This is a genomic window from Vibrio sp. Y176, assembly GCF_033438945.1.
Window position 1 is genome coordinate 139,533 of sequence record NZ_JAWOQS010000007.1, and the last position, 23,699, is coordinate 163,231.

The following is a 23,699-nucleotide window of genomic DNA, read 5'->3' on the forward strand; positions in this document are numbered from 1 at the left end:
ACTTACCTTGCTTATAAAACTTATATTGCCCAACTTTTCAACAAATAACGTAGGGATGAATCACAGAGATAAAACGCTAATTCAACTGTCCAAGTAACCAGTGACGAAACGTTTCTGTCGCATTCGTACGTGTGTTCATGATCAAGTAATACCCTGCATTGGCAGAAATCGGTTTGAATGGAGAAACCAAACGCTCTGTCGTCAATTCATCCTCAATCAGTGCCATTCGTGCCATCGCAATCCCAACGCCAGCTTCGGCTGCAGACATTGCCATATCCGTTCGATTAAAAAAGTGTCCGATATCGGTTTTAAAATCCAACCCCATCGCTGACGCCCAATATAGCCACTCATAGTCACGCGTCGCTTTTTCCCATGGCATCGCATCGTGTAGTAGCGTCGCCTCTTGCCATTGCTTCACTGGCATTGAGTTTTTTTGCTCACCAAACAACGTTTTTAGCCAGCCATGATCCTCAAGGTATTTTGGACTCATCACCGGTAGCAGATGCTCATCCAAAATCAGCTCCGCGTTAGCATTTCTATAAGGATGAAGACCATAGTCAATTGCGACGTCATAGTCTTTTATCTCACTATTTACCAGCGCACCTTCCGCAAAGATTTGTACTTGGATATCCGGATTATCATGATGGAAGCTTTCGAGCTTTGGGACTAACCATTTGAAAGCAAAAGAAGGCGTCAACTTCAAACGAATTTCATTGGTTTGCTTTTCTACTTTGAGCTCATCAAGCAATTTGCTCAGTTCCGAAAAGTGAAACTGCGTCGCTTGGTGTAACTGAGTGCCTTTTACGGTTAAACGAATACCGCGAGAGTGGCGTTCAAATAAAGTAAAACCTAATAACGCTTCCAAATGAATAATTTGTTGGCTTATGGCACCAGTGGTGAGGTGTAAATGTCTTGCAGCACCAGTAAAGCTGCTGTACTCCGCGACTTGGCTAAATAGGCACAAACCACTTATCAGATTACTTTTCATCCTTGAGCCTATAGTTTTTCTAAACGCAGTGTGTAATTTATATCGATTGTTAACAAAAGGTAAAGAAAAGAAACTGAGCACTCTGATAAATGTGTGGAGTGCATCAATGGAAGTCATCGTATTAGGCAGCGGCGTTATCGGCTTAACCTCTGCTTGGTATTTATCTCAAGCAGGCTATCAAGTTACCGTCATTGACCGCCAACCAAGCAGTGCCATGGAAACGAGCTTCGCCAATGCCGGGCAGATTTCATATGGCTATTCTTCGCCTTGGGCTGCGCCTGGTGTTCCTGTTAAAGCCATTAAGTGGTTAATGGAGGAGCATGCTCCACTTAAAATCAAACCCACTCTGAATGCCGACATGATCCGCTGGGCGAGTAAAATGGTCGCGAACTGCACCCTACCTCGCTATCAAGTTAACAAGGCTCGCATGCTTTCGATCGCTAACCACAGCCGTGTTTGCTTAGAACAGTTACGCCAAGAACACGCCATTGAGTATCAAGGACGTCAGTTTGGGACCTTGCAAGTATTCCGAACACATCAACAGCTGCAAGCCATTGAAAAGGACATGCAGCTCCTTGAACAAAGCGGAACCCGATTTAAGCTAATGGACGTCGAACAATGTATTGAACAAGAGCCAGGGCTTGCACTTGTGAAAGACAAACTGGTTGGTGGCTTGCATCTACCTGATGACGAAACGGGCGATTGCCATCAATTTTGCCAACAACTAACGGAGCTTGCTAAGGCACACGGTGTCCGATTTGAATTCGATACTGAAGTAAGCAATTGGGTTACAGTAGGCAAAAAGATCATAGGTGTCCAAACGAACCGAGGACAATTTAAAGCAGACCAATATGTGGTGGCCTCTGGAAGCTACTCTACAGCGCTACTCAAGCAACTCGATATTGATATTCCGGTCTACCCTGTCAAAGGCTATTCACTCACCATCCCGATGGAAGATGAACACTTCTCTCCTCGATCTACTGTGATGGATGAAACCTATAAAGTCGCTATGACTCGATTTGATGACAGAATTCGCGTAGCTGGCACCGCAGAATTAGCAGGGTTTGATGCTTCCCTTCCACAAAAGCGCAAAAACACTATCGAAATGGTCATCCGTGATCTTTTTCCTCGTTGTGGTGACTTCAGCCAAGCTGAGTTTTGGAGCGGCTTTAGGCCAATGACGCCTGATGGCACACCAATTATCGGCGCGACTAAATACGATAACCTTTTTACTAACACCGGACACGGAACTCTGGGCTGGACGATGGCTTGTGGTTCAGGTCAATTGCTAGCAAGCGTAATGAAAGGTGAAAAAGCAAAAGTGATGGATAATGCGGAACTTAACCTTTGTCGTTACGCCTGAGCACATGACTGAACAAAAAACAGACAGACACTTACTCCACAAAATGCATAACCATTGGCATTTTTAACTCATCAAAATCGCAGTACATTTAAATGACAATGTGCTGCATAATTAATCATCAGGCAAATCTTCTACCTAAAAGGAGCAAATAAGCAACAAGAACCAAATTTTAACAACTACTCTCCATTCTGTGTTCATCATCACGCTACAAAGGATTTGTAGCTAAAAAAGTTAACAATTGCATTACATAAAGGGTAATGTATTGTGTGAAAAACAACCACAAACACAACTAACAGGGAAAATACTCATGCAGTCATTAGTTGATTTTCTGAATGGAATTATTTGGAGCCCGGTACTGATCTATTTGTGCCTTGGCGCAGGTTTGTTCTATTCAATCATGACGCGTTTTGTACAAATTCGTCACTTCTTTGAGATGTGGCGCTTATTACTTTCAGGGAAGAGTTCAACAAAAGGGATATCATCATTTCAGGCACTTGCCGTTTCACTATCTGGCCGTGTAGGTACAGGTAACATTGCTGGTGTTGCTGCTGCTATCGGTTTCGGTGGCCCAGGTGCCGTATTCTGGATGTGGGTCGTTGCCTTCTTTGGCGCTGCAACCGCATACGCAGAATCAACACTTGCACAAATTTATAAAGAAGAAGACGAAGGCGAGTTCCGTGGTGGCCCTGCTTACTATATTGAGAAAGCAATGGGACAAAAATGGTACGCTTGGATCTTTGCTATCGCGACCATCTTTGCTTGTGGTGTTCTACTTCCTGGCGTTCAATCGAACAGTATCGGTAACGCAGTAGAAGCCGCATTTGGCTCAGGTGACATGATTGAAACCGCTATTGGTACCTTCAGTTTTGCTAAAATTTTCACTGGTACGGTTGTTTGTGTCATTTTGGCTTTCATCATTTTTGGTGGCGTAAAGCGTATCGCGAACTTTACCCAAGTCGTTGTGCCATTTATGGCGTTAGCTTACATCATTACTGCGTTTGTCATCATCCTTCTAAACATTGGTGAGGTTCCACGCATTTTCGGCATGATCATTGGTGACGCGTTCACACCAATGGCAGGCGTTGGTGCAGCAATCGGCTGGGGTGTAAAACGTGGTGTCTACTCCAACGAAGCAGGTCAAGGTACTGGTCCTCACGCAGCAGCAGCAGCGAGTGTTGATCACCCTGCTCAGCAAGGTCTTGTTCAATCTTTCTCTATTTACATCGATACACTACTTGTGTGTTCAGCAACCGCGTTCATGATTCTTATCACTGGCGCGTACAACGTAAATGGTGCGATTGAAGGTACATTCCTGGTTCAAAACCTACCAGCGGATATTGGTGCAAATGGTCCTGTGTTTACACAGATGGCGATCGAAAGCGCACTACCTGGCGTGGGTAAACCATTCATCGCAATCGCTCTATTCTTCTTCGCGTTTACGACCATTCTGGCTTACTACTACATTGCAGAAACGAACATTGCTTACATTCGTCGTACGTTCAAAGTAAATGGACTGATGTTTATTCTGAAAGTCATCATTATTTCATCCGTGTTCTACGGAACCGTGAAAACCGCCAACTTAGCATGGGCGATGGGTGATGTAGGCGTAGGACTGATGGCGTGGCTAAACATCATCGGTATTTTGATCATCTTCTTTATGTCGAAGCCTGCACTCAAAGCACTGAACGACTACGAAGAGCAACAAAAACGTGGTGTGACCGATTTTACATTTAACCCTGTTGCACTGGGCATTAAAGGCGCAGATTACTGGGAAGATAAGTACCGACGTAAAACGGGTAAAGCACCAACGGCAGACAGCAATAGCGCAGAAACTGTTGAGCAACCATCAACATAGCGTTATCACATAAATAAGAAAAAGCAGTGGTCCGATTGAGGACATAAAAAAGGGGGATTAACCAATGGTTAATCCCCCTTTCTTCATTATGAGTAACAGCTTAGGCGATAACCGCTTCAACTTTACGAGCGATTTTTGCTTTACCTACAGGTAACACTTCACGACCAAATTCGTTGTTCAGTACTTGTGCCATTGCGAAGTAAATTGCACTTGCGCCACAGAAGATACCCTCGAAGCCAGCGATAGCACCGATCACTTCGCTACCAGTGAAATCACGAGCAGCAAGCAAGAAGAATAGGATAGTTAGAGAGCCAAATACCACTTGCTTCGCTGTTGGGTAACATAGAGAACCAATGAACATGAAACCAGTGAAGATGCCCCAAAGCGCTAGGTACCAACCCATAAAGCTTGCAGGGCTTGCAGGAAGACCCATGTGAGGCATTACGATTAGACCAACCAATGTTAGCCAAAATAGACCGTAAGAAGTAAACGCAGTTGTGCCGAACGTATCACCGCGTTTAAAGCACATGATGCCAACGATTACTTGGCTAAGGCCACCGTAAAAGATGCCCATCGCTAGGATCATAGAGTCAATTGGGAAAAATCCTGCATTATGAATATTGAGCAGAATAGTGGTCATACCGAAACCCATTAGACCTAGCGGTGCTGGGTTAGCCAGTTTTGTCGACATGTACAAATACCTTTTTTCAAAAATGTTGATAAAAAATGCGCGCGAATTTTAATGGGCTGCAGAACAAAAGAGAAAAGCTGTTATTGAAAACTTAGATTCCATAAATAAACCACTACATATATAAAAAAAGACCCTGCAAAAAAGCAGAGTCTTTATAGATGGTTAGGTTGTTTTTTACTCGATCACTGACAAGAAATCTCGTCCCAGAACCAGTTGCTTTGCGTTGGGCTTTCCCATACTCCAGGGCCATTTTTTGCGACAAAACATTTGTTTTGGTACGTCACTTTATCGCCGTTAGCGACTTGCGTTACACCCGGCTCCCACTGAATAAAATTGCCTGTCACTGGTGGTTCTGGCTCGGTTACTGGCGGCTCTGGCTCAATCACCGGTGGTTCAGGTTCCGTTGTAGGCGGCTCCGTAGGAGTGCCTGAAACCAGCTTCCAAGGGTCTCCTTTCGTTGGCTCATTACCTTGTGACCACCATTTCGCTTCGTAAACAGCACCTTGGTAAGAAACTTGATCACCCGTGTTATATACTTTGCCAGAATCCCAAGCTGCCACACCACCTACAGGCGGATCGACCGGATCCACTGGGTCTAACTTGTCAACTACACGAACTTCTGGCCAACCCGCATGAGATTGGTAGAAGTTAGTTACACATTTCTCATAATCACCCGCAACTAGCGCAGAGTAAGCCGTTTGGAAACCAACAAGCTCACATTCAAATGAGTGACCTCCAGGACGATCTGAGTAGTATTTCCAGTTACCATCCCAGTTGGTGTAAAGCACGTCTGTCGCACCATTTAGATTTAAGCTGCCGTAAGGCGTCTGCTGCCAACAGGTATTGGTCTCATCGGCTTCAATTGGAATTTGATAATGAGCGGCAAGTCCTTCCCAATAGCGAATACGGTTAACAGGTTGACCTTTATCTTTGTTTTGCTCCCCACACTCAATACCACCATTGATCACGTTGATGGTCGTACCAAAGCCGTAACCAATGCCAGCATCAAGCTCACGCTGTGAAGGCACCCAAGTACGGTCAATCACATGTAGCATTGCTGGTTTCGGTGCTTGTGGGGTTAGGAAGAACCAGATAGCCGATGCTAAGTTCAGCCACGAATCCGCAACCAAGCCTGGATTTTTCAACAATACAGATGCATCGCCATCAAACATCACTTCAGAGAACGCGCCATAGTTAAAATGGTAAGAAAGCTGTTTTGCACCACGTCCAAAGTAACCTTGTCCAGGTTCACATGGCCAGCGTTTGTTTTGCCAGTCATTTTGACCACAACCTGTTGTGTAACCTTCTTGCCCTTCAGACCATCCCATTTCTCGCACATGAACCAAAGCTTGCTGCCACTCTTCCAACCCTAGCGGATTATCCGATACGTTATCGATCGAAATATGGCCACCGGTTTCCTGTGCAAAGTGAGCAAACGCTGTCACGATCGATTTTTTACAAATCGCATCCGAATCACGACCGTCTGTGTACTCACCACAGAATGCTGGGAACTTGCCAATTGCACGTAGGAAACGCGTGTAAGTGTATTCAGGTGCCGCCATTTGAGTCAGGAAGTCCCACTCACTTTCGGGGAATACACGCTCTACACGCTTCACGTTTTCTGGGTTGGTTGTCGCCCCTGGAACAATCGCTTCAACCACTGAGTTCGGGCGTGTCTCTAATGCTTGTGACCAAATGGCATACATAGGATCAGAAGTTTTGCTTTGCTCTACGGCTTGAACGTCACCACGAGCAATAACATAACCATTCGGATTTTGCGGATCGGGCTGAATATTCATACTCGCATTCACTTGTGCTGCTAAGACACAACTCAATGCAAGAGGAAGATGTTTGAGTGCAAACATGTCTAGTCTCCGGATTTCAACAATACAATATACGAGGAATAACTAGACATATAGTGGATCATATATACGAAACACCGAGCCAAGTACGTTGATTCTGCGAGACAAAATGAATAAATAGGTCCTCACACACATTTTGTCACAAGAAAAATGTTACCTTGACTCAAAAGAAAAGCGGAGACCCTGTGAGCCTCCGCTTTGTGATGCTTCTCTCTTTATTGTTCTGCCGAAACCACCTCTAGCTTCGCGGTTGACTTTTGTTTAGACAGCACAAAATAAACCACACACTGAGAAATAATTGCGGCAAGCACAATCACTGGTGAGGCGTTGATTCCAGCTAAAAGAAAACACCCCAATGCGATCATTCCATTGAGTAATGCGTAAGGCAATTGTGTACGGAAGTGCTCATACTGTTCACACCCCGCTCCTGTCGACGACAAAATCGTAGTTTCAGAGATGGGAGAACAGTGATCGCCAAACAAGCCACCAGATAATACCGCACCAATACAAACCAACAGTGGTGCATCAATCGCGACGGCAGTTGGGATCACTAATGGCATCATGATGGCAAACGTCCCCCAAGATGATCCCGTAGCGAACGAGATAATACCGGCCAGTAAAAACGCAACCGCTGGCAATAACCAGTAAGGGAAACCGGCTTGAGCTTGTTCAGCAATGTATGCAGCTGCACCTAATTCTTTCCCAACCGAGCTAAGCGCCCAAGCCAATACCAGAATCACCGCCACTGACATCATGTTTGACATCCCTTTCAGATAAACCTGAATACCATCCGAAAGCTTTCTTACTCCATAAAACGCCATCAGCGCAATTAAAGTGAAGGCCGCGAAGAAATATGCAGAAGAAAGTGCAGCCCTAAACGTTGATCCTGCCACTTTTTGAAATGGAAAACCGTGTGGCACGAGGATGGTACATAGAACCACCAGCATAACGAGCAAAGGTGCCCATACAAAACTAGATTTTGCATTTTTATGCGTAAACACATTCATGGACTCCTGCACTTTCCCAAAGTCGGAGCCCTGCTCTGCTAGTTGTTCAGCCTTCGCCATCGGTCCGAAATCTAATTTGAAGAAAGAGACAATCGGCACAATCGCGATCGCAAGAAAGGCGTAAAACTGATACGGGATCGCACCAATGAAAGCATCCCAATCACTCATACTGACATTCAGGGCAGTAAACTCTTTTTGAATCAATCCCATGATGTAAACGCCCCATCCGATAAAAGGGATCAAGATTGCGACGGGAGAGGAAGTAGAGTCGATAATAAAAGCTAATTTTTGGCGTGATACTTTTAACTTATCAAATAAAGGGCGAAAAACAGGGCCAACAATCAGTGGTGTACCAAGGTCTGAGAAGAAAATAACCACACCACCGAACCATGCGGACAGTTGAGCTTGGCATTTACTCGCAACCCATTGAGTAACCTTTTTAGCAAACGCCACACCACCGCCAGATTTCTCCATCAAGGCAACAAAGCCACCAATAAAGACCAAGAGCAAAATGACGCCCGCATTGTAGCTGTCAGTTAATTGCGGCAGTAGATAGCTTTTCATCAATGCACTAAACGAGTCTAGTGGCCCTTTTTCGACAAATGTCCCTTCGAGCATAGCGACACCACTCACCACACCCGCGAATAAACCAACAACGACATTTCTTGTGGTCAGCGCGAGGAAAAGAGTAATAAGGATGGGAATGAGAGAGGTAACGTCAGCCTGTTCCATAGCAATACCATTTATGATAATCAAACAATTAAAATGAATATATATTTAATTTAACCACATGTATATATCTCTCACAAAAAAGTTGAGCCACCTCTTCACAAACTTGAAGTACAAAAAAACCAGCCCGAAGGCTGGTTCTTATAAACTCAACAGTCTAGAGGAAAATTATTCCCACTCGATAGTCGCTGGTGGCTTACCTGAAATGTCGTAAACAACACGAGAAATGCCATCAACTTCGTTGATAATACGGTTAGATACCTTACCTAGGAAGTCGTATGGTAGGTGTGCCCAATGAGCAGTCATGAAGTCGATAGTTTCTACCGCACGTAGAGACACAACCCAATCGTACTTACGGCCATCGCCCATTACACCAACAGAACGTACTGGTAGGAATACCGTGAACGCTTGAGATACTTTGTTGTATAGATCAGCAGCGTGCAGTTCTTCAATAAAGATAGCATCAGCACGGCGTAGCAAGTCACAGTATTCTTTCTTGATTTCACCAAGAACACGAACACCTAGACCTGGACCTGGGAATGGGTGGCGGTAAAGCATGTTATAAGGCAGGCCTAGCTCTAGACCAATCTTACGTACTTCATCTTTGAACAGCTCACGTAGTGGCTCAACAAGACCCATTTCCATGTCATCTGGAAGACCGCCTACGTTGTGGTGCGATTTGATCACGTGCGCTTTACCAGTCTTAGATGCAGCTGACTCGATTACATCAGGGTAAATCGTACCTTGAGCTAGCCATTTCGCGTTTTTCAGCTTCTTAGACTCTTCATCGAATACATCTACGAATACGTGACCGATAGTCTTACGCTTCTCTTCTGGGTCAGACTTGCCTTCAAGTGCTTTTAGGAAGCGTTCTTCAGCGTCAACTTTGATGATGTTCAAACCAAATTGGTCGCCGAACATATCCATTACTTGTTGACCTTCGTTTAGACGAAGTAAACCGTTATCAACAAATACACACGTTAGCTTGTCGCCGATTGCACGGTGAACCAGCATCGCGACTACCGATGAATCAACACCACCAGATAGACCTAGGATAACTTCGTCGTCACCCACTTGCTCTTTAATGCGAGCAACCGCGTCTTCGATGATAGATTCCGAAGTCCATAGACGCTCACAGCCACATACGCCAAGAACAAAGTTCTCAAGCATTTGTAGGCCACCTTTTGTGTGTGTCACTTCAGGGTGGAACTGAACACCGTAGTATTTCTTCTCTTCGTTCGCCATCGCAGCGTAAGGACAAGTGTCTGTCTCACCAACTTTTACGAAATCGGCTGGGATCTCTACTACTTTGTCGCCATGGCTCATCCAAACGTCTTGAGTTGCTTCAAGGTCTTTAAATAGAGCACATTCACCAGAAACTTTAACCTGAGCGTAGCCAAACTCACGTTCGTTAGAGCCCGCTACTTTGCCTCCTAGCTGTTCCGCCATGGTTTGCATGCCGTAACATACGCCAAGCAAAGGAACACCAGAATCAAACACATATTGAGGCGCGCGTGGAGAGTTCTCTTCCGTTACGCTTTCTGGACCGCCAGATAGGATAATGCCATCTGGGTTGAATTCGCGAATATCCGCTTCTTCTACATCCCAGCTCCATAGTTCACAGTAAACGCCGATTTCACGTACGCGGCGTGCTACTAATTGAGTGTACTGAGAACCGAAGTCCAAGATCAGAATACGTTGGTCATGGATATTTTTAGTCATTTTGAGCAGTCTTTTTAAGGCTAAGTGATTAAAACCGAGGCGAGTGTACTCGCCTCTTCTTAATGCTTCAAGGAAAAAGCAAACGTTTCCGTTGGGTAATTAGTTCCCTAGACGGTAGTTCGGTGCTTCCTTAGTAATTTGAACATCGTGTACATGAGACTCTTGCATACCAGCACCAGAGATACGTACAAATTCAGCTTTCGTACGCATATCTTCGATAGTTGCAGAACCAGTTAGACCCATGCTTGAACGTAGACCACCCATTTGTTGGTGTACGATCTCTTTTAGACGGCCTTTGTATGCGATACGACCTTCGATACCTTCTGGTACTAGCTTGTCCGCTGCGTTGTCAGACTGGAAGTAACGGTCAGAAGAACCTTGAGACATAGCACCAAGAGAACCCATGCCGCGGTAAGACTTGTAAGAACGGCCATTGTATAGAATCACTTCACCCGGCGCTTCTTCAGTACCAGCAAACATAGAACCAACCATCACACATGATGCGCCAGCTACGATTGCTTTACAGATATCACCTGAGAAACGGATACCACCGTCAGCAATAACCGGAATACCATAATCATTAGCCACTTCTGCCGCATCTGCGATTGCAGTGATTTGTGGAACTCCCACACCCGTTACAATACGAGTTGTACAGATAGAACCAGGGCCGATACCAACTTTCACTGCGCTTACGCCAGCTTCGATTAGTGCTTTAGCACCAGCACCTGTTGCTACGTTACCACCGATGATGTCTAGATCTGGGTAAGCTGCACGTGTTTCGCGAATGCGGTTTAGAACACCTTCAGAATGTCCGTGTGAAGAGTCGATAAGTAGAACGTCAACGCCTGCTTCAACTAGAGCAGCAACACGCTCTTCGTTACCAGCGCCAGCACCAACGGCTGCGCCAACACGTAGGCGACCACGCTCATCTTTACATGCGTTTGGTTTACGTTCTGCTTTGTGGAAGTCTTTCGCAGTAATCATACCGGTTAGTTGGAACTCATCATTCACAACCAATACTTTCTCTACACGAGCTTCGTGCATTTTCTCTTGCACTTCTTCTCGTGTTGCACCTTCTTTAACTGCTGCCAACTTCTCTTTTGGCGTCATTACTGAAGATACTTTCTTAGAAAGGTCCGTCACAAAACGAACGTCACGACCAGTGATAATACCAACAAGCTCATTGCTCTCAGTGACAACAGGGAAACCTGCAAAACCATGTTTTTCAGTGAGTGCAACAACATCAGCGATGGTCGCGTCAGGGTTTACAGTAACCGCGTCAGTCACCATACCAGCTTCGAACTTCTTAACTTTACGAACTTCGGCTGCCTGCTGCTCAATAGACATGTTCTTGTGGATAAAGCCAATGCCACCCTCTTGCGCTAGCGCAATCGCTAGACGAGCTTCAGTAACAGTGTCCATAGACGCTGAAATCATTGGGATGTTTAGGGTGATGTTCTTAGTTAGCTGAGTGCGAAGATCAGCTGTGTTTGGGAGAACGGTGGAGTGTGCTGGCACAAGTAGTACGTCATCGAATGTCAGCGCTTCTTTGGCAATTCTTAGCATTTGCAATATCTCACAATTAGAGGAGTAAAAAGAACAATCCAATCTCATCGTTTCGCATAATGAGGGTAACCTGTGTTAGCAACAAGCTACATTTGGATTAGATATTGCGGAGGGATTATACGGTTAACGCAATCGCTTGACCACAAATTTTTTAATTTTTTTCTTGCAATTACCCCCTTGCTATGTATTATATTGCCGCTAATTTCCATACTCACGTCTAAGAGATTAGCTGTGCTCTCCAAGACCAATCAAAACATCTTTACTGTTTCTCGTCTCAACGCAGAAGTTCGTTTACTCCTTGAAAACGAAATGGGGATCGTTTGGCTCGTCGGAGAGATATCCAATTTTTCAGCTCCTGTCTCTGGTCACTGGTACCTCACTCTTAAAGACTCTCGCGCTCAAGTTAAATGTGCCATGTTTCGTGGTAACAATCGCCGCGTTACTTTCAAGCCCGCTAACGGTAATCAAGTCCTAGTAAAAGCTCGTCTTTCTCTTTATGAGCCTCGCGGTGACTACCAATTGATCATCGAAAGCATGCAACCGGAAGGTGACGGCCGTCTTCAGCAAGAGTTTGAAGAGCTGAAAATGAAGCTTGCCGCAGAAGGGTTGTTCGCTCAAACCAATAAGCAACCTTTGCCTGAACACCCAAAACGTGTTGGCGTCATCACATCGAAAACTGGTGCCGCGCTTTACGATATCTTAGACGTATTGAAACGTCGTGATCCTTCCCTACCCGTTGTGATTTATCCGACAGTAGTACAAGGTGAGGACGCAGCCATTCAAATTGCACAAGCCATTGGTCGAGCTAACAGCCGTGATGAATGTGATGTGCTAATTGTGGGCCGAGGTGGTGGTTCATTAGAAGACTTATGGTGCTTTAACAACGAGATATTAGCTCGCACGATTGCAGCAAGCCAAATTCCTATTATTAGCGCCGTTGGACATGAAGTCGACGTGACAATAGCTGATTTTGTCGCCGACGTACGCGCGCCTACTCCATCAGCAGCCGCTGAGCTAGTAAGCCGTGATAACAGCCACAAAGATCAAGCTTTAGTTACCCGCCAGCATAAGTTAGCGAGCGCGATGCGTTACTACCTAGCACAACAAAAGCAGCAATCTGCGCAATTAATGCACCGTCTAGAGAGACAGCACCCAAGCTATCGCTTGCAACGTCAGACGCAACAGTTAGATGAGTTGGACATGCGCTTACAGCGAGCGATGAGTCGTTTTATTGCCTTGCGTCAACAGCGAATCGAGCGTCAACATTATCGGCTGCAATTGAACTCTCCTGTAACACGCCTTAGCGAGCAGAAGTCGAAGCTAGAACGTGTTGAGCAAAAGCTCATGGATGCAATGGATCGCAAGTTACTGACTATGCGCCATCAACTCGCGATTGCTGCAGAGAAGTTAGACACTGTCAGCCCGCTAGCGACATTGAAACGAGGTTACTCAATTACTCAAACTGAGCAAGGTAAAGTGATTACTCAATCTTCAGATGTAAAATCGGGAGATGTATTGATTACTCGATTAGCCGAAGGCGACGTTCGCTCTACCGTTAACTGAATACAAACTCTGGTTAACTGATTTTCTGGAACTCAAATCGGACACGTGATTTTGATTTGAGTTCATTACACACATTACAAAAGTAACTCGCAGCACCGCATGCTTGCAGCTTCTCCAGCTCCGCCTCACAATCAGGGCAAAAACCTACTTTTTTAAAATCCGATTCACACTGTGCGCAATGATATTGTCCTGTCCATTCCAGTTCGACATTGCAAGTCGGGCAAATGTTCTGCTGCATATCCCGTTCCTCTCTCTAAACTAAGCAATTTCGAGTAACGCATGCTACTCAAAATAACGAACAAGTATGTTGATCTTCATCACCGCCCCAACAAGTTTCACGAGGCGCTAACCATACTTGATACGTAGGATCTTATACTGATCGTCTGATATTTACTCCTTGATCAGCGATCACCCCTTAAAAGAATATTTATATAACCACACACCGAAAGCATAAGTTACATATTCTGCATTCCGATTTAGTGCAGAATAAAAATCCTTAATTTTATTTAATTAAACACAAAATCAGAATTTAATAAAAAGATCTTATTCAGAAAGCAGCATTTACATTGGTGTGCATTTCGATAGTTTGAGCGTCGAGCTCAACGAGTTTAACTTGGATAAAAGCAAACTCATTTAAATGGCTCGCATGCGTTCCACCACAAGGGATTACCGCTAATTGACCTTCCCCTAAATCGCACTTCCAATAGCGAGAATCCGTTAATCTATCGCCGTGGCATTCCATGGTGATCATCGCATCTCTTTGAAGCCATTCAACCAGTTGGCCATTCACTTTTTCTGCAATCGCCTGGAGGTCATTCAGCATATCTGCACTGTTTAATCCTCTTTTACGGAGTGTTTTGCCTAAACGGTACGTATCGAGGCACTTGTCTGGAGTGACATAACTAGTAACTTGCGCATAGCTATTAAAGTCATAATAACCATGTGGGTCTTTGCGGTCTGCGTCTTTTCGCCAATAGTCTTCCGATAGTACTTTATTCAACGCCAAATACGCTAAATGTCCTGCAGTGTGGCCTCGACTCACAGCATTTTGATAGTCTTTATCTACCGCTAATGTTACCAAGTCATTAATTGCAAATGATTCCGTACGTGATAAAACATGCACGACGACAAACACCCAACCTTCAGCATCACGCTTTACAGGGATGTCACTACCCACATACAAAGCACCACTCTCCTGCTCCACTGCTCCAACTTGGCAATCTACTACGTCATGCTCAGACCCATTCACCTTCAACGTTCCTTTATCTGCAGGGTGATCCGGCCATATGTGACTAACGGGATGGAACGGCGTGACATCTGTAATAACGTAAGTCACTTCTTCCGTAGATTGAACGAGCTGTATTTGTGCTTCTAATTGCCATGTTTGATGACAAAAACGAGTCTTTGTTGCTGTGATAGTCATTTTTACGATTACTTTTGATAAAAAAATACCCAAGTAGAAACTTGGGTATTCGAATTTCATTATTTATTGCGGTTTTTCACCATCGACATCATACGTTTGCGTTTACGCTCTTGTGATAGCGTAAGCTTATTCGTACGGTTCTCGTATGGGTTATCACTGTTGTGGAAGTTAATGCGAATCGGTGTTCCCATAATTTCCAGAGACTTACGGAAGTAGTTCATCAGATAACGTTTATACGAATCTGGCAATTCACGAACCATGTTACCGTGGATAACAACGATCGGTGGGTTGTAACCACCTGCGTGTGCGTATTTGAGTTTGATACGACGACCACGAACCATTGGCGGTTGGTGATCATCCACAGCCATCTTCATGATACGCGTCAGTACTGACGTACCCACACGCGTTGTCGCCGAGTTATATGCTTCTTGAATAGATTCAAACAAGTGACCAACGCCAGTACCGTGCAGCGCAGAAATAAAGTGGATACGCGCGAAATCGACGAATCCTAAACGGCGGTCCAGTTCTTTCTTCACGCTTTCTTTCACGTCACTGTCTAGACCATCCCACTTGTTAACGGCGATGACAATTGAGCGGCCAGCATTCAGTGCAAAACCAAGCAAGCTTAGGTCTTGGTCTGAAATATTTTCACGTGCATCAATCACCAGTAGAACGACGTTTGCATCTTCTACCGCTTTCAGCGTCTTAACAACAGAGAACTTTTCAACCGTTTCATTGATACGACCACGACGACGAACACCTGCGGTGTCAATTAGTACGTATTCACGTCCATCACGTTCCATCGGGATGTAGATAGAATCGCGCGTTGTACCTGGCATATCGTATACAACTACACGTTCTTCACCCAGAATACGGTTAGTCAGTGTCGATTTACCTACGTTCGGACGACCGATGATCGCCAACTTAATCGGCTGCTCTTGAAGGCGCTTGAATTCAGCTTCTGCGTCTTCTTCAGTGTAATCTTCAACAAGAGGCTCTTCGTCTTCGAATCCAGTCAGGTCTTCAATCTCACCGTCTTCAGATTCACTTGTTAATAGATCATCAAAGAATGGAGATAAAGCACGCTCAAGCAAAGCGGTCACACCACGGCCATGAGCGGCCGCAATCTGGTACATATCATCCACGCCGAGCTGCCAAAAGTCAGCACACGCCGCATCGGCATCAATACCATCGATTTTGTTTACTACCAGCATCGCTGGCTTTTCAATTTTACGCAGATGCGCAGCAATTGCTTCATCTGAAGGTGTCAGACCAGCACGACCGTCAACAAGGAACAATACAACATCAGCCTCATCAATCGCGGCTAATGACTGTTCTGCCATCTTTGTTTCCACGCCTTCTTCTGTGCCATCGATACCACCGGTATCAATCACAATGAATTCGTGCTCTTCACCAAGTCTCGCCTGGCCATATTTACGGTCTCGCGTTAGGCCTGGAAAGTCCGCAACCAACGCGTCACGAGTGCGAGTCAATCGGTTAAATAGTGTAGATTTACCTACGTTCGGACGCCCTACTAGAGCTACAACAGGTACCATAACAACCTCTACAATAATCTTTCTTCTGTAGTTATAGGTAACGACTTGCTCGATGCCAAATCAAACCAGCTTTTTACCTATAACCACGTCAGGGTTAATAAATTCAAACAACAAAACGGCTCCTAGCTGTCACCAGCCAGGAGCCGAATGTGAATTATATCACGATATTATTCGTTAATGGTTAGTTTCTTTACATCGCCGTTGCGAGTTGTAATCACATAACCATCCGACAATAACGTCGGGCCAACTGCCAAGCCACTATCATCGACAAACTGCTGCGCAACAAATTCGCCCGTTGAACGATCCATCCAGTGAAGGTAACCAAGCGTGTCACCGACAACGAGATAATTGCCAACAATAACTGGCGCTGTAAGTTGTCGGTGCTCAAGCAAGCTGTTTTCCCACAACTCAGTTCCGCTTCGTGAATCAACGGCAACAACATGATCTTTTTCCGTTATCACAAAGATGCGGCTACCATCTGTAGAAATGTCTGTTGCAGATGAGTAATTACGCTTCCAAATCGGGTTCGCTGAACGCAAATCAATGGCGATAAGTTGACCATTGTATCCAATGGTGAAAAGAGTACCGCCTAGCACAATTGGCGATGAATCAACGTCAACCAAACGATCAATTTCTGTCGCGCCTTTTGGCGTACCAACAGGCTGTTGCCAAATCAACTGACCACGCTCAACGATAGCAGCTGCGAGTCGGCCATTTGCCGTTCCCCAAAATACACCGCCGCCAATTGCAGTCGGAGTACTGTCGCCACGTAAAGTTAGGTTCGGCACTTCTGTACTCAATGCCCAGCGTTGCTCACCTGTACTCTCATTAAGGGCAATCAACATGCCTCGGCTAGTATTGATGATAATAAGGCCTGAATCTGCAACTGGCTTCGCCAGTACCTCACCACCAACTTTTACACGCCAAACAATTTCACCTGTTTCTTGGTCAAGAGAGATGACTTCACCATTCTCAGAGCCAATGTAAAGGTTTCCGTATGCCGCTGTGATACCACCAGAGAGACGAGCAATGACATCTTCTTCTAGGTCCGTTTGCCAACGTTGTTTACCATTCTCAGGATCCAGCGCTTTTACTAAGCCATCACGACTTGCCACGAACAATGTATCATTCGCAAATACAGGGGATAGCTTTGAAAAGTAATGACCGACACCATCGCCAACCGATGTGCTCCACTCACTACTGGTTGTAAACTGACTGTCTACCTGAGGTAGTGGCGCCATTACAATGGTGTCTTTCTCACCTGCACAACCGGCAAGTACTCCCATTGTTAACGCCCCTAGCAAGGCTTTCTTAAAGACTCTTTTCATCCAATGCGGTCCTTATTTCGCCAGATCGTCCAATTTCATTTGTAGTGTCGGGCTTGCATCTGCCGCTTGCTGAGCCTCAGTATACGCAGCGTACGCAGCATCTTTGTCACCTTGGCGAATCGCAATATCGCCACGAAGTTCAGCAATACGACCTGTCCATGCTGTATCAGTGACGTTACTCAGCTCTGCCGTTGCAGCGTCGAAGTTACCCATTTCCGTCTCAATACGCGCAATGCGGTAACTAATCAATGGTAACAACGCAGCATCTTGAGTGTTGCTTTGCGCCCACTTCAGTTGCTCCAATGCAGCAGAGAGGTCTTGAGCTTCAACTTGTGCTTTAGCAAGTTGTAGCGCAGCCAATACTGAATATTCTTTTACTTCATTTGACTCAATGAAAGCTTTCACGTCAGCTTGAGCATCAGTGCCTTTGTCTTGCAAAGCATTCATTGCTGTCGTGTAGCTTTGAGAAGCTGCTTCACTCGCCTGAATCACAGAATCCTGGTAGTAACGCCAGCCGAATAGACCACCTAAACCAACAACCGCACCGATGATGACGGCTTTGCCGTTTTCCTTCCACCAGTCTTTAATGGCTTCAACTTGTTGTTCTTCAGTATCGTAAAGTTCCACTTCCTGTCCTCTTAAAACATGTAAATGGCAGCTTAGCTGCCATTGTTCCTATTTCGTTTAAAGGCTCCACATTTGGGAGCCTTAGCTTACGAACTAGGATGTAATTTTGTTAGATTACTAAAAGACTTAAATCAGTGCTGCGATCTTTTCTGCAACTTCTGCTTGGTTGTAAGTCTCTTGCTCACCACCAGCTAAGTCTTTCAGTACTACGGTATTATCCGCAACTTCGTTTTCGCCCAGAACCAATGCTACAACAGCACCAACTTTGTCTGCGCGTTTAAACTGTTTCTTGAAGTTACCGCCACCGAAGTGATTCATCACACGAACGCCTGGAACAGACTCGCGAAGCTGTTCTGCTAGCTTCATTCCTGCCATCATGGTGCCTTCACCCGCTGTGACTACGTACACGTCAACACTGCGACGAACGTCGGTCAGTTCCAACGTTTCTAGCATCAGTACTAGACGCTCTAGGCCCATTGCAAAGCCAACCGCTGGTGTTGGTTTACCACCTAATTGCTCTACAAGGCCATCGTAGCGACCACCGCCACATACAGTGCCTTGAGCACCTAGGCTCTCAGTGATCCACTCAAATACCGTGCGATTGTAGTAATCCAGACCACGAACTAGACGTTCGTTAACTGTGTATTTGATACCTGCGGCGTCTAAAAGTTCACATAGACCTGCGAAGTGTGCTTTAGATTCTTCACCCAAGTAATCTGAAAGGCGAGGCGCATCACCTAAAATAGCTTGAACGTCTGGGTTCTTCGTATCCAGAACACGCAGTGGGTTCGTGTGCATGCGACGCTTACAATCTTCGTCTAGCACATCGATATGTTGCTCAAGGAATGCAACCAGTGCAGTACGGTAGTCTGCGCGGTCTTCTTGAGAACCGATAGAGTTCAGCTCAAGACGAACATGTTCATTGATACCTAGCTCACGCCATAAACGCGCCGTCATCATGATAAGCTCTGCATCAACATCTGGACCATTTAGACCAAACACCTCAACACCACACTGGTGGAATTGACGGTAACGACCTTTCTGCGGACGTTCATGGCGGAACATAGGCCCCATGTACCACAGACGCTGTTCATCACGGTTGATCAGGCTGTTTTGGATACATGAACGTACACAACCCGCCGTACCTTCTGGGCGAAGTGTTAGGCTGTCGCCGTTACGGTCATCAAAAGTGTACATTTCTTTTGAAACGACGTCTGTTTCTTCACCAACAGCGCGGCTGAATAGGTTTGTTTCTTCAACGATTGGCATGCGCACTTCGTTATAACCGTATGCGCTAATTACATTTTTCACTGTGTTTTCTAATTTTTGCCACAGTGGCGACTGAGTTGGGAGGCAATCGTTCATGCCTCGAATTGCTTGAATTGTTTTTGCCACAATACTTACCGTAATTCTCGTTGAGATTAATCTTGTACTTTAACTTCGATGCGGTTTTCGCCATTCATCATAGCTGCTTTCGCACGGATCTTAGCTTCTAGCTTATTCACAAGGTCATCGTTATCAAAGCGCTCTTTCTGGCGTTTACCATCTTCGTAGAATGCGCTCTTCTTGTTACTACCTGCTAGACCTAAGTGAGAAACTTCTGCTTCACCAGGGCCGTTTACCACACAACCGATGATAGACACATCCATTGGCGTGATGATGTCTTCTAAACGTTGCTCCAGTGCATTCACCGTACCAATCACATCGAATTCTTGGCGTGAGCAGCTTGGGCACGCAATAAAGTTGATGCCTCGAGAGCGAATGCGCAGAGATTTAAGGATGTCAAAACCGACTTTGATTTCTTCAACTGGATCGGCAGCCAAAGAGATACGCAGCGTATCGCCTATCCCTTCAGATAACAGCATACCTAAGCCAACAGATGACTTAACAGCGCCAGCTCGAGCACCACCCGCCTCTGTGATACCTAAATGAAGAGGCTGATCGATTTTCTTCGCCAGCAGACGATATGAATCCACCGCAAGAAAAACGTCTGAAGCTTTTACGCTAACTTTAAATTGGTCAAAGTTAAGACGATCGAGATGGTCTACGTGACGCATCGCCGATTCAACCAAGGCTTCTGGCGTTGGCTCACCGTATTTCATCTGTAGGTCTTTTTCCAAAGATCCACCATTGACACCAATACGGATCGGGATGTTTTTATCGCGAGCGCAATCGACAACAGCGCGAATGCGTTCTTCATTGCCGATGTTACCTGGGTTGATACGTAAACAGTCAACTCCGTACTCCGCCACTTTCAGCGCGATACGATAGTCGAAATGAATATCAGCCACTAATGGTACAGAAACTTGCTGTTTAATCAGTTTGAAAGCTTCTGCTGCGTCCATCGTAGGCACAGAAACTCGAACGATATCTGCGCCGACTTTTTCTAGTGCTCGGATTTGAGCGACTGTCGCTTCTACGTCAGTCGTGCGAGTGTTAGTCATTGACTGTACTGCAATTGGCGCACCATCACCAATTGGCACATCACCCACATAAATACGCGTCGATTTACGACGAATAATTGGAGATTCGTGTTGCATAATTTTTTATAACGGTAGAGTGAATCTAGCTACTTTGCCTGAAGTATACCCAGAAAGGTCGACAGGTTCACTTGCAAATGTCATTGTAACCCCTTCCGGTGCGCCTAATATCACTTTAAATGGCGCTTTTCCGGTAAGTTCTACATCTTGTCCTGGCTTATGAGTACCACTTACCAGCGTTTTACCATTGGTGTCTTTTACTTGAATCCAACAGTCCGCTTTAAACTTCATAGTAAGAAGTGTCATGCCTTCAGGTACTACTGGCGCAGGCTGTTCCTCTTCCGCCGCTTCAATCACGGCAACAGGTTCTTCAGAATCTACGCTTGTTGTATTTTCAGTTTCAGTCAGCAAAGGATCCGCCCCTTGCTCAACGGATGCTTCAGTCGATTCAGCAACGCCTTCATTAGTTGAAGCAACTTCTTCAGGAGTGCTTGCGATTAACTCTTCAGCCGTCATCAAATCGATATCAGCTAATTCTTGAGCAGTGGGCTGCGGCGCTTCAACACTTGAATCCGTTACTTCCTTAGTTAGGCTATTCTCTTGTTGGTTTTGCCACCACCATGCCGCTGAAATGCCAATAATGACCAGCCCGATAACCCAAGTAAGGAGCATAATACGGCTATTGTGCTTCTCGTCTTTTGTTTTACGAGAGAAGCTTTGCATTTCAATTTCTTGCTCTTGAGGCTGAGCATCGGCAGTCTGCTCTAACGCCGTCAAAACCACCTTCTCATCAAGACCTACGAATTTAGCGTAAGAGCGTAAGTAACCACGCGTAAATGTCGCGACTTGTTGAGATTCAAATCGGTTATTTTCAATATCTTCAATCACAGAAATGCGAAGCCTCAGGCGATCGGCAACTTGCTTTTGGCTCATTCCCAAGGATTCACGTTTGTTTTTCAGTAATGTGCCAGCTTCAATAGAGAGTGGCACTTCATTCGTATTTTCGTGTTCTGTCATAATGGCGGTATTTAATCTGTTTTAGTGGCTAACGTGGTCATGTATTTTCGTTATTGTTCTTAAGCCTCTTTAAAGATAGCTAGCCTAAACGCGTTAACCAAAAATAATAATTTTAAGAAACTCTCAGCGATCTGAGTGCGAATACCCGTTTTGCAAAAATCAGCAAAACGTATGTGAGAAAGTGCTGAGAATTATCGGTGTCATCGTTAGTGTTACATATCATGATAAGCGAATGCGCAACGAAGACAAAAACTCTTTACACTCAAACTAACAGATAGCTCAAGCTTTTGTCCAAACTTTGACAAAGGAATTCGAAATTATACCCAAATAACCTTAGGTTGAAGAGTGATAGTCCCAAATCTTGGCGAAAATGTCCTAAACAATAAACAAAATAGCCAGAGCGAATGGCTCTGGCTATTTTTGAATTCCGGTCGTTTATACAGCTTTCACTTCAATGGTATCAGCACCGCGTGACGCTTTCAGCATTGCCGTACGTTTAGTTCGGTCAATTACATCACCGACCAACTGACCACATGCGGCATCAATGTCATCACCACGCGTTTTACGAACCGTAACTGTGTGCTCGTATTGCATCAATGTTTTTTGGAAGCGATCAATACGTGAGTTACTTGGTTTCTTGTAAGGTGAACCTGGGTACGGGTTAAACGGAATCAAGTTAATCTTACATGGTGTGTCTTTCATCAGCTCAGCCAGTTCACGAGCATGGTCCATGTCATCGTTCACATGATCAAGCAACACGTACTCGACTGTTACCTTGCCACGGTTTGCATTCGATGAAGCAATGTAACGACGAACGGATGCTAGGAAATCTTGAATATCCCAACGATCGTTAATTGGCATGATTTCACTACGCAGCTTATCGTTTGGCGCATGAAGAGAGATCGCCAACGCAACGTCGATTTTGCCCGTCATCTGATCAAGACCAGAAACCACACCTGATGTTGATACGGTTACACGACGCTTCGACAAACCAAAGCCAAGGTCATCCAACATTAACTCCAGTGCTGGAATCAAATTCTTCATATTAAGAAGCGGCTCACCCATACCCATCATCACGACGTTCGTAATTGGGCGACGGCCTGTTTCTTTCTCAAGACCAATTTCACGTGCAGCACGCCACACCTGACCGATGATCTCTGAAACTTTCAAGTTACGGTTAAAGCCCTGCTGTGCTGTTGAGCAGAACTTACATTCCAATGCACAACCTACTTGAGAAGATACACAAAGCGTTGCGCGATCATCTTCTGGAATGTAAACCGTTTCTACATCCTGATCACCAACCTTCATTGCCCACTTGATCGTGCCGTCTGAAGAATGCTGAGCTTCTGCTACAGTTGGTGCTTTAATTTCACACTTGTGTAAAAGCTTTTCGCGCAGCTTCTTGTTGATGTTTGTCATTTTTTCGAAGTCATCTACACCGAAATGGTAGATCCACTTCATAACCTGATCGGCACGAAACGCTTTCTCGCCAAGTTCTTCCGCGAAAAACTGACGCATGCCTTTGCGATCAAAGTCGAGTAGATTGATTTTTTCAGTGGTCATGTTGCCTCTCAATGACTGAAACAAGAATAAGGGCGCGAATTGTACAGCCTTTATGCAGCTACAACAAGGGGTGTAAGACCCTGAGTTTGCTAAGGCATTAAAATAAAAACGATTAAATTTTAAACAGACTTTGCGGTGAGAATAATGATTAGACAACCGGCAGCAAAAGCGTAGAAGTGATACAGAGAAAACAGTGAGAACAAACACACTTAACTAAGCTTCCCCCCCTGTAAGATGCTCAGATTAGCCAACGTCTTCGCGAATAATTACGAATGAACTCGCCGGTGAAATGGAGAACGCGGAATAAAAAACCTCGGACAATTCCGAGGTTATTACGAACTAGATCATCACGCAAAAGT

The 23,699-nt window shown here is 45.2% G+C and carries 18 protein-coding genes; 3 read left to right on the forward strand and 15 right to left on the reverse strand.

Annotated elements, in window-relative coordinates; genetic code table 11:
* Positions 1–76: 76 nt before the first annotated feature.
* Positions 77–988, reverse strand: a complete 912-nt coding sequence (locus R7O13_RS17985) for a LysR substrate-binding domain-containing protein (RefSeq protein ID WP_167415038.1) — start codon at positions 986–988, stop codon at positions 77–79.
* 106 nt (positions 989–1,094) lie between these two features.
* Here R7O13_RS17985 and R7O13_RS17990 point away from each other — a divergent pair, with 106 nt between their 5' ends.
* Positions 1,095–2,351, forward strand: coding sequence for a D-amino acid dehydrogenase (locus R7O13_RS17990; protein ID WP_167415037.1), 1,257 nt, complete (start codon positions 1,095–1,097; stop codon positions 2,349–2,351).
* A gap of 307 nt (positions 2,352–2,658) precedes the next feature.
* Positions 2,659–4,206 carry an alanine/glycine:cation symporter family protein gene (locus R7O13_RS17995; RefSeq protein WP_005381681.1) on the forward strand — a complete coding sequence of 516 codons (1,548 nt, stop codon included), beginning with the start codon at positions 2,659–2,661 and terminating at the stop codon, positions 4,204–4,206.
* A gap of 100 nt (positions 4,207–4,306) precedes the next feature.
* Here the strand turns inward: R7O13_RS17995 and R7O13_RS18000 are convergent, their stop codons facing one another.
* From R7O13_RS18000 to guaB, 5 genes are all read right to left on the reverse strand, one after another.
* On the reverse strand, positions 4,307–4,897 hold the full coding sequence (locus tag R7O13_RS18000; protein ID WP_005381682.1) for an acetate uptake transporter: 591 nt from the start codon (positions 4,895–4,897) through the stop codon (positions 4,307–4,309).
* A 182-nt stretch (positions 4,898–5,079) separates the two neighbouring features.
* A complete protein-coding gene (locus tag R7O13_RS18005; RefSeq protein ID WP_137281743.1) occupies positions 5,080–6,762 on the reverse strand; it encodes a chitinase in 1,683 nt (560 codons plus the stop codon).
* Positions 6,763–6,974: 212 nt separating this feature from the next.
* Positions 6,975–8,498, reverse strand: coding sequence for a Na+/H+ antiporter NhaC family protein (locus R7O13_RS18010; RefSeq protein ID WP_005381684.1), 1,524 nt, complete (start codon positions 8,496–8,498; stop codon positions 6,975–6,977).
* A gap of 165 nt (positions 8,499–8,663) precedes the next feature.
* On the reverse strand, positions 8,664–10,217 hold the full coding sequence (guaA, locus tag R7O13_RS18015; RefSeq protein WP_005381685.1) for a glutamine-hydrolyzing GMP synthase: 1,554 nt from the start codon (positions 10,215–10,217) through the stop codon (positions 8,664–8,666).
* Positions 10,218–10,316: 99 nt separating this feature from the next.
* The gene (gene guaB / locus R7O13_RS18020) at positions 10,317–11,783 is read right to left on the reverse strand and encodes an IMP dehydrogenase (RefSeq protein WP_042521181.1); all 1,467 of its coding nucleotides are present in this window, start codon (positions 11,781–11,783) and stop codon (positions 10,317–10,319) included.
* A gap of 231 nt (positions 11,784–12,014) precedes the next feature.
* Between guaB and xseA the strand changes: the two genes are divergently transcribed.
* Positions 12,015–13,346, forward strand: coding sequence for an exodeoxyribonuclease VII large subunit (xseA, locus tag R7O13_RS18025; RefSeq protein WP_203346623.1), 1,332 nt, complete (start codon positions 12,015–12,017; stop codon positions 13,344–13,346).
* Between the two features lie 13 nt (positions 13,347–13,359).
* Here xseA and R7O13_RS18030 read toward each other — a convergent pair whose 3' ends face one another.
* The 9 genes from R7O13_RS18030 to R7O13_RS18070 form a co-directional block, all read right to left on the reverse strand.
* Entirely contained in the window at positions 13,360–13,584 is a 225-nt protein-coding gene (locus R7O13_RS18030; RefSeq protein ID WP_012842112.1) for a zinc ribbon domain-containing protein, read from the reverse strand.
* Positions 13,585–13,893: 309 nt separating this feature from the next.
* A complete protein-coding gene (locus R7O13_RS18035; RefSeq protein ID WP_318304402.1) occupies positions 13,894–14,769 on the reverse strand; it encodes an alanyl-tRNA editing protein in 876 nt (291 codons plus the stop codon).
* 59 nt (positions 14,770–14,828) lie between these two features.
* On the reverse strand, positions 14,829–16,325 hold the full coding sequence (gene der / locus R7O13_RS18040; protein ID WP_005381694.1) for a ribosome biogenesis GTPase Der: 1,497 nt from the start codon (positions 16,323–16,325) through the stop codon (positions 14,829–14,831).
* A gap of 167 nt (positions 16,326–16,492) precedes the next feature.
* The gene (gene bamB, locus R7O13_RS18045; RefSeq protein ID WP_005381696.1) at positions 16,493–17,653 is read right to left on the reverse strand and encodes an outer membrane protein assembly factor BamB; all 1,161 of its coding nucleotides are present in this window, start codon (positions 17,651–17,653) and stop codon (positions 16,493–16,495) included.
* A 12-nt stretch (positions 17,654–17,665) separates the two neighbouring features.
* A complete protein-coding gene (locus tag R7O13_RS18050; RefSeq protein WP_005381697.1) occupies positions 17,666–18,280 on the reverse strand; it encodes a YfgM family protein in 615 nt (204 codons plus the stop codon).
* Positions 18,281–18,406: 126 nt separating this feature from the next.
* The gene (gene hisS, locus R7O13_RS18055) at positions 18,407–19,675 is read right to left on the reverse strand and encodes a histidine--tRNA ligase (protein ID WP_005381698.1); all 1,269 of its coding nucleotides are present in this window, start codon (positions 19,673–19,675) and stop codon (positions 18,407–18,409) included.
* Positions 19,676–19,701: 26 nt separating this feature from the next.
* A complete protein-coding gene (gene ispG / locus R7O13_RS18060; protein WP_005381699.1) occupies positions 19,702–20,820 on the reverse strand; it encodes a flavodoxin-dependent (E)-4-hydroxy-3-methylbut-2-enyl-diphosphate synthase in 1,119 nt (372 codons plus the stop codon).
* A 6-nt stretch (positions 20,821–20,826) separates the two neighbouring features.
* Complete coding sequence (rodZ, locus tag R7O13_RS18065) at positions 20,827–21,777, reverse strand: cytoskeleton protein RodZ (RefSeq protein WP_005381700.1); 951 nt, start codon at positions 21,775–21,777, stop codon at positions 20,827–20,829.
* Between the two features lie 435 nt (positions 21,778–22,212).
* Positions 22,213–23,340: a bifunctional tRNA (adenosine(37)-C2)-methyltransferase TrmG/ribosomal RNA large subunit methyltransferase RlmN gene (locus R7O13_RS18070; RefSeq protein ID WP_017633913.1), complete on the reverse strand. Its 1,128-nt coding sequence runs from the start codon at positions 23,338–23,340 to the stop codon at positions 22,213–22,215.
* Between the last annotated feature and the right edge of the window lie 359 nt (positions 23,341–23,699).

What these genes read in the sequence shown, in the direction of transcription:
- rodZ (WP_005381700.1), bottom strand. Translation starts at nt 21,777, where the DNA reads ATGACAGAACACGAAAATACGAATGAAGTGCCACTCTCTATTGAAGCT.
- guaA (WP_005381685.1), bottom strand. Translation starts at nt 10,217, where the DNA reads ATGACTAAAAATATCCATGACCAACGTATTCTGATCTTGGACTTCGGT.
- guaB (WP_042521181.1), bottom strand. Translation starts at nt 11,783, where the DNA reads ATGCTAAGAATTGCCAAAGAAGCGCTGACATTCGATGACGTACTACTT.
- R7O13_RS17995 (WP_005381681.1), top strand. Translation starts at nt 2,659, where the DNA reads ATGCAGTCATTAGTTGATTTTCTGAATGGAATTATTTGGAGCCCGGTA.
- der (WP_005381694.1), bottom strand. Translation starts at nt 16,325, where the DNA reads ATGGTACCTGTTGTAGCTCTAGTAGGGCGTCCGAACGTAGGTAAATCT.
- R7O13_RS18010 (WP_005381684.1), bottom strand. Translation starts at nt 8,498, where the DNA reads ATGGAACAGGCTGACGTTACCTCTCTCATTCCCATCCTTATTACTCTT.
- ispG (WP_005381699.1), bottom strand. Translation starts at nt 20,820, where the DNA reads ATGCAACACGAATCTCCAATTATTCGTCGTAAATCGACGCGTATTTAT.
- R7O13_RS18000 (WP_005381682.1), bottom strand. Translation starts at nt 4,897, where the DNA reads ATGTCGACAAAACTGGCTAACCCAGCACCGCTAGGTCTAATGGGTTTC.
- R7O13_RS18070 (WP_017633913.1), bottom strand. Translation starts at nt 23,340, where the DNA reads ATGACCACTGAAAAAATCAATCTACTCGACTTTGATCGCAAAGGCATG.
- bamB (WP_005381696.1), bottom strand. Translation starts at nt 17,653, where the DNA reads ATGAAAAGAGTCTTTAAGAAAGCCTTGCTAGGGGCGTTAACAATGGGA.
- R7O13_RS18005 (WP_137281743.1), bottom strand. Translation starts at nt 6,762, where the DNA reads ATGTTTGCACTCAAACATCTTCCTCTTGCATTGAGTTGTGTCTTAGCA.
- R7O13_RS18030 (WP_012842112.1), bottom strand. Translation starts at nt 13,584, where the DNA reads ATGCAGCAGAACATTTGCCCGACTTGCAATGTCGAACTGGAATGGACA.
- R7O13_RS17985 (WP_167415038.1), bottom strand. Translation starts at nt 988, where the DNA reads ATGAAAAGTAATCTGATAAGTGGTTTGTGCCTATTTAGCCAAGTCGCG.
- R7O13_RS18035 (WP_318304402.1), bottom strand. Translation starts at nt 14,769, where the DNA reads ATGACTATCACAGCAACAAAGACTCGTTTTTGTCATCAAACATGGCAA.
- R7O13_RS17990 (WP_167415037.1), top strand. Translation starts at nt 1,095, where the DNA reads ATGGAAGTCATCGTATTAGGCAGCGGCGTTATCGGCTTAACCTCTGCT.